The sequence below is a fragment of the Photorhabdus sp. RM323S genome, assembly GCF_042879375.1.
GTDB classification, from domain to species: domain Bacteria; phylum Pseudomonadota; class Gammaproteobacteria; order Enterobacterales; family Enterobacteriaceae; genus Photorhabdus; species Photorhabdus tasmaniensis.
The window spans coordinates 102,724-113,932 of sequence record NZ_JBHFKZ010000009.1; the positions used below are offsets into that span (position 1 = coordinate 102,724).

Annotated in this window: 11 protein-coding genes; 1 reads left to right on the forward strand and 10 read right to left on the reverse strand. The window is 42.4% G+C overall.

The features are described from left to right. Positions 1-5 precede the first annotated feature (5 nt). From ACGF7G_RS06690 to ACGF7G_RS06725, 8 genes are all read right to left on the reverse strand, one after another. Positions 6-1,607 carry a phage baseplate assembly protein V gene (locus ACGF7G_RS06690; protein ID WP_387464346.1) on the reverse strand — a complete coding sequence of 534 codons (1,602 nt, stop codon included), beginning with the start codon at positions 1,605-1,607 and terminating at the stop codon, positions 6-8. Next, on the reverse strand, positions 1,604-2,287 hold the full coding sequence (locus ACGF7G_RS06695) for a hypothetical protein (protein WP_387464348.1): 684 nt from the start codon (positions 2,285-2,287) through the stop codon (positions 1,604-1,606). Before ACGF7G_RS06695 ends, ACGF7G_RS06690 begins: the two co-directional genes overlap by 4 nt. Beyond that, positions 2,274-2,453 (reverse strand): DUF5908 family protein, encoded by a 180-nt coding sequence (locus tag ACGF7G_RS06700; RefSeq protein ID WP_021325530.1) that lies wholly within the window; start codon positions 2,451-2,453, stop codon positions 2,274-2,276. Before ACGF7G_RS06700 ends, ACGF7G_RS06695 begins: the two co-directional genes overlap by 14 nt. After that, the gene (locus tag ACGF7G_RS06705; RefSeq protein ID WP_133812906.1) at positions 2,450-2,908 is read right to left on the reverse strand and encodes a phage tail protein; all 459 of its coding nucleotides are present in this window, start codon (positions 2,906-2,908) and stop codon (positions 2,450-2,452) included. The genes ACGF7G_RS06700 and ACGF7G_RS06705 overlap by 4 nt, the downstream gene beginning before the upstream one ends. 16 nt (positions 2,909-2,924) lie before the next feature. Further along, positions 2,925-4,121, reverse strand: a complete 1,197-nt coding sequence (locus tag ACGF7G_RS06710) for a phage tail sheath C-terminal domain-containing protein (RefSeq protein ID WP_387464350.1) — start codon at positions 4,119-4,121, stop codon at positions 2,925-2,927. 48 nt (positions 4,122-4,169) lie between these two features. Beyond that, a complete protein-coding gene (locus tag ACGF7G_RS06715) occupies positions 4,170-5,684 on the reverse strand; it encodes a phage tail sheath family protein (RefSeq protein ID WP_387464352.1) in 1,515 nt (504 codons plus the stop codon). A gap of 56 nt (positions 5,685-5,740) precedes the next feature. Further along, positions 5,741-6,829: a phage tail sheath family protein gene (locus ACGF7G_RS06720; protein WP_387464354.1), complete on the reverse strand. Its 1,089-nt coding sequence runs from the start codon at positions 6,827-6,829 to the stop codon at positions 5,741-5,743. A 63-nt stretch (positions 6,830-6,892) separates the two neighbouring features. After that, a complete protein-coding gene (locus tag ACGF7G_RS06725; protein WP_133812902.1) occupies positions 6,893-7,342 on the reverse strand; it encodes a phage tail protein in 450 nt (149 codons plus the stop codon). A gap of 680 nt (positions 7,343-8,022) precedes the next feature. On the opposite strand from ACGF7G_RS06725, the gene ACGF7G_RS06730 reads away from it, so the two are divergent. Next, the gene (locus ACGF7G_RS06730) at positions 8,023-8,499 is read left to right on the forward strand and encodes a winged helix-turn-helix domain-containing protein (protein ID WP_242688681.1); all 477 of its coding nucleotides are present in this window, start codon (positions 8,023-8,025) and stop codon (positions 8,497-8,499) included. 180 nt (positions 8,500-8,679) lie between these two features. Here ACGF7G_RS06730 and ACGF7G_RS06735 read toward each other — a convergent pair whose 3' ends face one another. Both ACGF7G_RS06735 and ACGF7G_RS06740 read right to left on the reverse strand, forming a co-directional pair. Then, positions 8,680-9,804, reverse strand: a complete 1,125-nt coding sequence (locus ACGF7G_RS06735) for a hypothetical protein (RefSeq protein WP_387464356.1) — start codon at positions 9,802-9,804, stop codon at positions 8,680-8,682. A gap of 227 nt (positions 9,805-10,031) precedes the next feature. Continuing rightward, entirely contained in the window at positions 10,032-11,126 is a 1,095-nt protein-coding gene (locus ACGF7G_RS06740) for a T6SS immunity protein Tli4 family protein (RefSeq protein WP_387464358.1), read from the reverse strand. Positions 11,127-11,209 lie beyond the last annotated feature (83 nt).

Here is an 11,209-nt window from a genome sequence, read left to right on the forward strand (position 1 = left end):
CCCTATTATTGTGTTAAATTAATTTTTGCCCCTTTAATATCGACCCCAGATTTTCCGGCAGCTGACAGGGATTTATCGGCCTGGAGATTAATTTCCTGTGCATGAGTGATGAGATTTTTAGCGGAACTAATGGTGATATCTTTATCCTGCTGCAAAGATAATGTATTTTTTCCACTATTAAATGCGAGCGTCTTATCTTTATTATCGAATATGAGTGCTTGCTGATTTTCTTCTTGCTTAATCACTAACGTTTTCACCAAATTTTTTTCACTCGGTTCCAACGGCGATTTATTTTTAGGGTTGTGCATAGAGCCTAATATCACCGGAAAACGGGGATCACATTCAAAGAAACCGATAATCACCTCATCCCCCGGTTCTGGGTAGAAGCAGAATCCACTTTCATGGCTGGCATAAGGTTTACCTAAGCGGGCAAAAAGAGTGCCGTTGGTTAAGTTCAAAGCCGGTATTTTGACCGGAATACGGCCCAGCGATTGGCTGTCTTGGTGGTATTTTTCTACGATCCCGATATGCAGCTCTTTAACCTGAGGCACAACGTGTTCTACGTCTGATTGCATACCTAAAGTTAACCGGGTACGCCAGCCTTGCCGCTGAGTGATGGTCTGCTTTACACCGGTAATAATCGCCTGACCATCCATCCCCTGACCAAAGCCAGTTAATGCCAAAACATCACCCGGCTTATAGCGATCATCACCTTTAACCTCAAAATTACCGGATATATTATGGCTTCGTCGGTTGCCTATGATGCTTTGAGCAAACTGCTTGGTTTGTTCATTATCCAATGGGTAGCTTAAAATCCATTGCCACTCTTGGCCGGTAAGCGGTTTCAGCGTGTCCGCCGCAAGCTGACCGAGGCCAAACCCGCTGTGCTTCGCCTGAATCGCCTGAGACAACTTTTGTTGGGTAATATCCCAGGACTGCACACTTATCGTTTTGGGGCTGCGCTGATTATCCCATTGCAGATTAGCTTCAAACAACACCACATCCTGGTGGTTGCCGCGCTGACGGAGGGTGTGTACAGTTGATTGATTCAGCGACTCCGGCGTTACCAACGTAATGGCATCATTGCCCGGGAGTAGCCAGGTATTGGTAGCACTAAGCCGGCTTTTTAGAAAAGTCCAGTCATTACAGCGAAACTGCACCATCTGTTCATGCACCGTCTTAAGCTGAGGCGCTTGTTTTATCGCGACAGGCACACCAGCCTGGCTGAATAGCTGCTTGATAATCGCCTCATCGCTCTGTTTACTGAATAGTTGCGAGTGGAAACTATGCGTTAATTTTTGCAGTGGATGTTTTGCCGTCAGAATCATCAGACTGTCCTGATCTTTAAGCCCCAAGGTCTGCCGAACGATGATCCCTTTAAACAACACATTTTTTTGGATCTGCACAATAAGCTCATGATTCGGACGACAACTTGCCAGTTCAGCCTGCGCCTTGGCATCAAAAATATGGCTGATATCACCGATGATACCCAAAGTGATGTTAGCTGAAGGAATGCCATTGATAGGATAATTTACTGACAGACTGATGACAGTAAACTGATTGAGTATCTTGCCACCTATCTTAATCGCTATTGCAGGTATCTTCATACCTCCCTCCGTGCTTGTAGCGTTTGTCCCGGAGTGAAATCATCAAGATTATCCAGACCGTTTTGCCAGGCGAGGGTGAGATAATCGATACCGCCCGCCAGAGCAGCGCCAGCGCCCAGTGCAATCAATGGCAGGGAGAGCATATCAGTTACGTTAACCGCGGTAACCGGTGGTGATCTTAACTGTTGCTCGGTAGTCTGAATAACAAAGCTCTCATCTGCCACCAAAGATAAAGTGGCAGTTGCCCGCAGCGGGGTAGCATCCCGGTCAAATAAGGTGTAATGAATGCTGAGACCGTTGGCCCGGCAGGCAAAATAGCCTTTATTTTCCCAACGCATTTTTCCCCACTTGATTTTAAGAAAGTGAGAGACTTTGGTACTGGCATCGATGGCACAGAGCGTTTTCAGAATCGCCAGTTGGGTTTCTATCGGTGTAGCGTTGCCGGGCATGGATGCATCAAACAACAGATCTAATGACAAGCCGGCAGGTTGAGATGACACATAGTGGTTGCTTTGGTGGGTACTGGTAATACTTTCATCCTTTTTATAACTGGCTTGATAATCCAGTTGGATAGCATCAGGGTTATATATCACCTGTAAACTGCCCACCAAGATTTTACCTTCCCGATCTTTAAAAGCCGTCAGCGTGAGTTTGGACAAACTACGTTCAATTAAGCTCATAATGGCCTCCTGTTTCCCGTAATGCCTCTAACACCTCGTGCTTTATCCTCTCAATCAGGCGAGCGTCGTCCAACGCTTCCTGCACTAATGTTCGCGGAGATGACAAATCACTCGCAGAATCGGTAACTTTAGCCTGAATAATCAGTTCTTTAATTTCTACAGTCATGCTTGCACTCCTAACCAGAGCATATCTTGATAACGTAACTCCAGAGAATTCACTAAAACAGCATTGCTATTGGCATCAAAATTACCGGTAGACCAACGAACCGGTAACGCATTACTGATCGTCCAACTCGCTACGGGTAGAAAATTTTCATTCAGCAACATAATGACCACATCGGCATAAATCGCCTTTTCCCCGCGCAAGACATGATCAAATATCAGAGTGAGCGGTGTCACTGTCATCACACCACGTTCCAACACCAAACTACCGTGTTGGATCTTATCGGCCAGCCAGACATTTCTGGCATTTTCTCCGCCTTGATTGTGTTGGGTCGTTTGCAATTCACGGCTAAGGCCTGATATCTGCTGAAAGGCAATATCAAATGGACTGGGAATATTGTTAAAAAGAAAACTGGCGATAAAACGGTGTGATACTGACGGGGTGTAGAGGTTATGCATATTTTGCCCCTGTTTATTAACTTAATCGGATTGCGCCGGTACGAGTATCAAACGTTAAGTTCAGCTCAATAAATTCCGCCGGAATGAGCAGAGCCAGTTTGATTTTCATGATCATTTTCCCGGCCAGCACATCCGCTTCACTCATTGATTCGTCAACACCGAGCAATATGTCAAATGCCCGCTCTTCCTGGGTACCTAACAATCCACCTTTTAACCATAACTGATGCAGCCAGTTGTAGGTTTGGCCTTTAAGTTTCATCCAGGTAATCGGATTATTGGGTTCAAAAACAAAGGCCCGGCCCAGTCGGGTTATATGAGCTTCAATATAGGAGACCAGGCGGCGAATTTGGATATAGCGCCAAGGGGAGTCAGGTGTGTTGTCCAAGGTTCGGCATCCCCAGATTTTAATCCCTTTGCCAGGAAAACTGCGGATCAGATTCAGCGGGATATCGTCATCCCGATTAAAGAGTGCATCAGCTTCAATAAAAGAGCGTACCGGGCTAACCACTTTGGCTAAAACCACATTAGCAGGAGCGGTCCATATGCCTTTCTGATTATCGTGATTCTGGATGACAGCAGCGACCGCCGCAGTAGGCGAAAGGATGATATGTTTACCACTTTCTTGGTATGCACTTTTCAGTCCCGGCCAGTATACCGCTCCCCATTGCCGATCATTTGAAGAAAATTGCGCTAAACATTTAGCCGCCAATCCGGGGTCATCAGGCGCATCCAGCAATCCCATGATGCCACGCCGACTTTTACAAAGATCACACACTGACTGCCAGAACTGTAACCAAAGATCTATGGTGGCGTCAGGCTCCCCCTTTTGATTAAAGCGGACAATATCAGGGACCACAATCAGTGTGATAGTACTCTCTGCGGCAATAGCCTGTTTAATCCATTCCTGTTGTAGCGCAGTGATCAATGACTGAAAATCGTTTAACTGCTTATCAGGTCCCAGTGGCAGCACATAAGCTTGTTGACCACCATTTTCAAAAAAGTGACGCACAGAGTAGTACATTAATCCTGACTGCCGAAATTTCAGGGTAAAGTTAGTCAGGCTGTTTATTTCTACGGCGGTTTTATCACTGATATAGTTGTTTTTAGCCGGTTGGATACAACCAATAAAAACCGGTACACCGATAAATGCATCATCTTGCTTCTGGGATATCAGGTTTTCCGTTACTGTGACACCCGGCTGTTTAATCGCCATTGTCGTTTCCTCAACAGAACAGGCGCGGCAAACCGCGCCTCAGTATGGTTACTGTGCTAATTTTTGCGAAAATTGCAGGATGATAAATTCAGCCGGACGTACTGCCGCCATACCCACTTTGACGATCATTTTTCCTTGCTTAATATCGTCGTCGGACATGGTGACACCTTGACCAATTTGGACAAAATAGGCTTCTTGGGGACGACTGCCGACCAGCGCCCCTTGTTGCCAGAGTTGATGGAGATAGTTGTCAATGGCTGACCGCACCCGCTCCCAGGTTGGTTGGCTATTGGGTTCAAAAACAGCAAATCGCATGGCCTGTTTGATATCCCGTTCTGCCGCATTAAATAAACGCCGTACCGGAATATAGCGCCAGTTGTCATCATCTTTCAGGGTACGTGCGCCCCAAATCAGTGTGCCTTTGCCGGTAAAGTGACGAATAGCATTAATGCCCGCTTTATTCATCGTGCTTTGATCGTTGTCGGTAATTACCGCAGCAGGTTTCGCATTATTTAATGCTACATTGGCTGACGCTTTCCAAACCCCCCGGCTGGCATCAGTTGCCGCATAAGCACCCGCAACTGCGGCACTTGGGGGTAAGATGATTTTAGTCGCTTTAAATACATCATCGACAGCTTTTTTAGCTTTAACATATTCCTCTGGTGAAGCTGTTTTCAATGTTTCCAGATTAGCTGATGGATCCTCATAACCACGCAGGACAATATCAGCATCTGCTGGCTGGTTATAAGTAAAAGAGGTCTCTAAATCAGGATAATAAACAGCGGTTTTATCCGGCTGTGTAGTGGGTTTATCTTCCCCACCTGTACTATCAGCAATCAGGAAATAACCCACTTTGTCTTTTAACAGAGAATTTACTCCACTGTAAACTTCCTGTTTTTGACTAGGCGCTAATGTTTCATCCGTTTCAGGGCAGAGCAGTAAGGTGATCTCCTGTTGTTTTTCTATCAAGTCCGGCAGAGTTGCCAATTCATATTTTACCGCCTCAATAGTCTTTGCTGCTGTAGCAGCTTTTACTTTCGGAACATCAGTTTTCACTGGCGCTACCAATGGCAGCAGATAACAAGCACCACCACCATTACTAAAATAATGCTGCACAGCAAAAGCACCGAAAGCAGTTGCTGTGATAGTGGCAACATAGGTATAGGTTTTTTTAACTTCCTTATCCACTGAGATACCACTACCAATTTTAGCATTTTTCTGACTGTTTTTCAGCGGTTTAGAAACAATCTCTGCGCTTATTTCTGTCTTTTCTTCTGCCTTTTCCTCTGTTTTTTCCTCCGTCTTTTCCTCTTCCTTTTCTTCCGTCTTTTCTTCTATAGCCTGTATTGACACTTTAAAAGATGAAGATAATGAAAACTGCGAGATAAAATCTAACCAACTAGTGATTTTAATACAGCTACCCTGTTCTATTTGGCTACCGTCTTTTCTGAAAAACTTACCAATGAAAACTGGAATAGCCGTTGGACTGGTGCTAATTGATAACGATAGCGAAGCATCTTCCTCAATATAAACACCGGGTGTAGTATATGCGACAGACGGCATTATGACTTCCTCATTCAATTTAGATGATTAGCAACTATTAAGCAGGCCACAATGATTTACCGGGCTTGCCCAATTGACTGGCTAAACTGCAAAATAATAAATTCGGCTGGACGAACAGCAGCCATACCAATTTTGACGATCATTTTGCCCTGTTTAATATCGTCATCAGTCATGGTGGTACCTTTACCGATTTGAACAAAATAAGCCTGTTCAGCTTTATTTCCCACCAATCCGCCTTGTTGCCAAAGAGAATAAAGATAATTATCAATAGCCCGACGCACCACTTCCCAAGTGGGTTGGCTGTTAGGTTCAAAGACCGCAAAACTCATGGCATTTTTAATGTCCCGCTCTGCGCTGTTAAACAGACGGCGAACCGGGATATAACGCCAATTATCACTATCCTCAAGCGTACGAGCCCCCCAAACCAATATGCCGCTCTTAGGAAAGGTGCGGATCATATTCAGCGCTTTACCTCGGTTATATTCCCCTTGCAGATCGTCAGTCACCAGATATTTAGGTTGTAATCCACCTTGAATAGCCACGTTAGCCGGTGCTTGCCAAACACCGCGGCTATTATCGACACTGGCATAAATACCCGCCATCACTGCACTGGGAGGAATATCAACTTTGGCTTTTTTATCTCCCCATTCAGCGGTCAGCCAAGGATAATAAACCGCGCCATAAGGAGTAGAGGAATAAGATTTGAGGAGTTCGTCTGGTTTTTGCTCCGAAGTGATTTGATCTTCTGGGCCATCAAAAATGGCGAATAATCCTTTGCCCGGTTTACACAGTTTTCCCGCAACCTCATTGATCTCTTCTCCGGCGGCAACCAACAATGTGACATCGTCGAGCTTTGGAACTTGTTTTTCTAAATCTGTGGTTTTGACGAGATAGCAATACCCACCACCGTTAATAAAATAGGCGCGCAGTGAAATATCAAGCTTATCACCAGAATCAAATGGTCTGCCTTTTAGTGTCAGATATTCCAACCAGCTATTAACTCGAAGAGAGGTACTAGATGATACAAATGAATTGTGATCTTCGACAGCAAAGACAGGTACCGCCGTTGCACTTGAACGAATAGAGAGTGCCAATGAGGCATCTTCTTCAATATAGACACCCGGATAAGTTGTAACAGTTGTCATAATATTAGCCTTTAAAAACCACTGAATTGACATGCCAAGCTATTCGTGGCACTAAACAGTGTATTAATGGAATTCAACAGTAACCCGATCGGCTTTTAAACTGATTTCCTGCACCGCAACTTCATTACTGGAAGCATCAAAACTGGGCGCAGTCAATTTTTCTGGAAAAGCATTAGCAATATTCCAGGTAATCAGCAGACTTGAACCGGTTTCATCGGTCAGGCTAATAGAAATATCTTTCTTTTCTATCTGATTAAGAGAAATAGAATTAATCCAATCGTATAATTTAGATTGCCCTTTAAAAATACCGCGTTTCAAGGTAATCGTTGGTCTCTGACGCTGACCCGGCATTTGTAACCAGTTACCAATTCCATCACGATATTCAATTGTGTCATAGCTGATATCTAATCCCGATACGCTTTGAAAAGACATTTGTTCATCACCAACAGTAACAACAAAACGGTAAGTGGGAATGGGGTATTGAACAGCAATTTGCTCGGCAGTTGTAGACATTGTTATTTCCTTCTAAGGAGTTTATTACATTTATAAGCTGGGTTAGAATACTCATCATTATCATTTCAGGTACGCTACCGCCCTTAGGTATCATGCCCAATTCTGGTATATCCGCCTGGCTTTATATTCATATATCCACACCCTCGTTAAAGAATGAGGCGATCTAACGACTACTGACCAATGACTAACTCAGTTAATACGTAATAAATATCACGTTGGAGTTATTCATGGACCAATAATCGCTCAATCACACTTAAATAAAAGTTAAAAATAAAAATTAATTATTTTAATTTATACTTTTACCTATTAATTCAACACCATAGACAAACACCATTCAATTGATTGGGTTATTACTCATGATGATTTATTCACTCATTAACCCCTAAAAAGTTCTTATCTATAATTATGAATTATGAAGATCTCCTCTGTTTCCAAAGTAAATAGACAACTCATCATAAATATAAATAAAGCTTATAAATAATTATCATTAATTTTATTTCTTAATAAGAAACAGAAAAATAACCCACATGACAAAATAAAATAAAATAAAAAATTTTAAATCATTTATTTTCTTGCATTACTCATGCAGAAATTATATAAATTTTAACAGGCATAAGCCTATTTGAGCTCTCCTAGCTATGACGAATAGACAAACACTAAACAGAGGCAGAGAATGCGTTATGCTGAAAATAACTAGAGATGTTTATTTAGACTGTGACTCAAACAAAATAATCCATGGTAAAAACATATTTGTCATTACGGAAAAAGAGAAACGCCTGCTACTCGCCCTGTGGGAACATGCATCGCAAGGGAATACGTTAAACCGGGAGCAACTCATCCCTTTGGTTTGGCCTGAGCGCAAAAATGGTGTAGCAGAAACCAATCTACTGCAATTGATCTGTAAATTACGCCGAACACTACGCTATTGTGACCTGGGTGAAGCAATCCACACCGTATACCGACAAGGCTATCGTTTTATCCTGCCATTTCAGGATAATGAACAAAATGATAATCAGTCAAAAAATACCCAATTACCCACTGATACAACCCCAAAGCCGTCTTATTGGCGTTTCACTAGGCTTATTATTATGTTCATCACGGCAAGCATCTGGCTATCGACTATCCTATATACCGCCCCTTTTCTGGCTAAGAAATAATGATGACTTTTATTTGCAGATCGGCTAATTCTCCGTCAATGGCGGTAAATTAAAGTTATCAACTCTCCTGCGCGGCTCACTCCAGTAATTGATGGGCCGCTTTAATAAAAAAAGATCATGACTCATAACGATGAGAAAACATTCCCACCATTAATAGCATTGAGGTTATTTGTTTTTTCATCAATGTAATTCCTTCGTCATTAAATAGAGTACTGCGCTACCCTCAGGTAATTGATTAATGACGATATGGTCGCTATTTGTCAGGTGAATTGCTTCTGTCAGCATGGCTGATGTCAAAAAAACAGACAGTGGCCCGGGCTGACCAAAAGAGTGATCGATTAAATGAATCGGGTTCTCCGGGGAGAAACTGAGCGAATTATCATAACTGTAAATCATCAGCTCAGTCCGCACCTTGTTAGTGATACCCGTTACCCAAAGGTGTTTCATGTTATTTTTATCAATGCGGTTATATTCAAACAATACATGCAAATCTTTTATTATTTCTCCCGGTAACGAAGGTAAAGGACGCACCATACCAGCAAGAATGTTTAACTTCTTTTGAGTAGCAAATTTTGTGGATGAGAATAGTTGAGCAGACACAAATTCACTGTACGCCTCTCTATCATCCTTAGCAGGCCAAAGCTGCAAGGCGATAACCATTATTAGCCCTTCAAAAGTCGCCTCATTATATAACTTATCGATCTCATCCCGGTTCGCTATGTTTACCCGTTGTACTTTCCAGCGTTGGCTGATCAATTCCTGATAGCGAGACAAATCGATAGAAGGGGATTCTGCGAGATAAACCTTACGCAGAAGGTAGCGATAACCCGGGCATTGTTTTTCAAAATCCTGATCAATTTTATCCAACAATTGCGGGATATCTCTTAATGGCGAAAATAATGCACGCCCTCGATGAGGACAAGCAGGAATATCTTTCGAATCACCTAATAATGATGCCATGCCTTGCTGTTCAGGCGTCAAAATAATATTACCAACCACAGCCAGTTGTTTTCTGCTCCATTGCTGCCATTGGAAACGGGTTTCAGCACTGGCCTCTTCCCAGGCATACGCTGCCATGCAATATTGCTCATAGCGATTTAACACTGCGCCAAATAACATCAGCCATACCAGGAAGGAGGGTAAGCTGCTATAAAGCGCCGCGTGAACGAAATCGGTCGTGTCTTTTAGAAAAGCATAAACGAGTGTGCCGGCAACCAGTATTAAAAGCAAAATGATAAACCATAATTTATAGCGCAAAGGCGCTACTGGTTTAAGTTCAGGTATTTCAGGAATAGGCCAGCTCATGATAATGACTCGATATGGTTATGGAACGCAGGACTTAAAATATAGCAAAAGCAATCACCCATCATAACCGGATTAATGCCCTGCTTCTTTTTAGGGCAAGAAATAAATTCAATCATATTCAACCTCTGATTAGTTCATTACTTTTAAAAATACCTGACCTTTTACCGACAGAATAATAGCCATAATAGGCAGTAAAACATTTAATTTAAAACGTGTTTTTATTGCTATTAGAAAGCACCCGGCCTTTTACGAAAGGTACTCGTTACCGTATCCCAAAATGTAATCAGCTCATCTCCAGTATAAGGCGTCGGAGGTAACTGATAATTCATTAACATAATACTAACATAGGGGTTTTTATAATCTCCTGCGGTTTCATTTGCAATAAGATCAAATTGATATCGAGGATTATTGTCAAAAGGTTGCAGACCAATTGCTAATAATTCTTCCCCATGAATACCGTTTACTTCCCGTTTTCCCTTCCTAGCTATTCCGCCACGGTTAGCATGCAAATCCTTTTCAATTTTACCAATACGTTCAAGCAACGTATTTTCCCCCGTAAGGTCATTAATGATTTCAATACTGAACGTGAAATGATCATCCTTGTTTCCTTGATAAACAAAGGTCATGTTCTCTTTCTCATTCCAATTACCGGCAATAAACCCATCAGGAATACAGGTTCCAGCAACAGTCGGGATTTCTGTATCTTTTCTGCCACTGATTCGGGAAAGCAGTCTTCTCATTTCCTCCAGGGTTCTATCTGTAGTATTCAGCTCTCTTTCAGGAACCTCCGCTTTAATAAAATCTTCCTTGTCACTGGCATATTTAGCATCAGACAAATCCAACATTTCCATTACAATTTTAAATGCAACGCCATTATTGTATAAATGCGCTTCCAACACTCTACCGAAACCTGGCTCATCAATGTTCTCATTTCTATCAAAAATTACACCATTCAGATTCCCTTGTAAGCGATGAACTTTTTTTAGAAAAGGCATGTCTTTCGGATCGATAGTTTTCGCCGTCTTCAACTCTTGCTCTCTTGCTTCTATCCGATATGCAAATTCAGGTGGATACAAACGTTCCGTTTCTATTTTCGCATCACCAATAAATATCCCATCATGGATAACATTGCCAAATACTGCGGGGATATCAATCAGATAACGGCCTACACAACGGGTTTGCCTATTTGCTAACATTTCTGTTGTCACTTGCTTTTCCTTCTCGGTTAAACTGGGATGATAAGGATCAGGGAAATACCATCGCCACAGGGCATAAATAGCTAATACAAACAATAAAATAAGGAAGATATTTTTCTTATTCAATCTTCACCGCCTGAACCACATTCACAACTGAACATTAAGGTACATATTCGTGTTTACTTGTCTCTCCACCCCAATTTCTAACC

Bases quoted from the DNA above. Each gene is read 5' to 3' on its own strand.
- ACGF7G_RS06690 (WP_387464346.1), bottom strand. From the start codon at position 1,607: ATGAAGATACCTGCAATAGCGATTAAGATAGGTGGCAAGATACTCAAT.
- ACGF7G_RS06695 (WP_387464348.1), bottom strand. From the start codon at position 2,287: ATGAGCTTAATTGAACGTAGTTTGTCCAAACTCACGCTGACGGCTTTT.
- ACGF7G_RS06700 (WP_021325530.1), bottom strand. From the start codon at position 2,453: ATGACTGTAGAAATTAAAGAACTGATTATTCAGGCTAAAGTTACCGAT.
- ACGF7G_RS06705 (WP_133812906.1), bottom strand. From the start codon at position 2,908: ATGCATAACCTCTACACCCCGTCAGTATCACACCGTTTTATCGCCAGT.
- ACGF7G_RS06710 (WP_387464350.1), bottom strand. From the start codon at position 4,121: ATGGCGATTAAACAGCCGGGTGTCACAGTAACGGAAAACCTGATATCC.
- ACGF7G_RS06715 (WP_387464352.1), bottom strand. From the start codon at position 5,684: ATGCCGTCTGTCGCATATACTACACCCGGTGTTTATATTGAGGAAGAT.
- ACGF7G_RS06720 (WP_387464354.1), bottom strand. From the start codon at position 6,829: ATGACAACTGTTACAACTTATCCGGGTGTCTATATTGAAGAAGATGCC.
- ACGF7G_RS06725 (WP_133812902.1), bottom strand. From the start codon at position 7,342: ATGTCTACAACTGCCGAGCAAATTGCTGTTCAATACCCCATTCCCACT.
- ACGF7G_RS06730 (WP_242688681.1), top strand. From the start codon at position 8,023: ATGCTGAAAATAACTAGAGATGTTTATTTAGACTGTGACTCAAACAAA.
- ACGF7G_RS06735 (WP_387464356.1), bottom strand. From the start codon at position 9,804: ATGAGCTGGCCTATTCCTGAAATACCTGAACTTAAACCAGTAGCGCCT.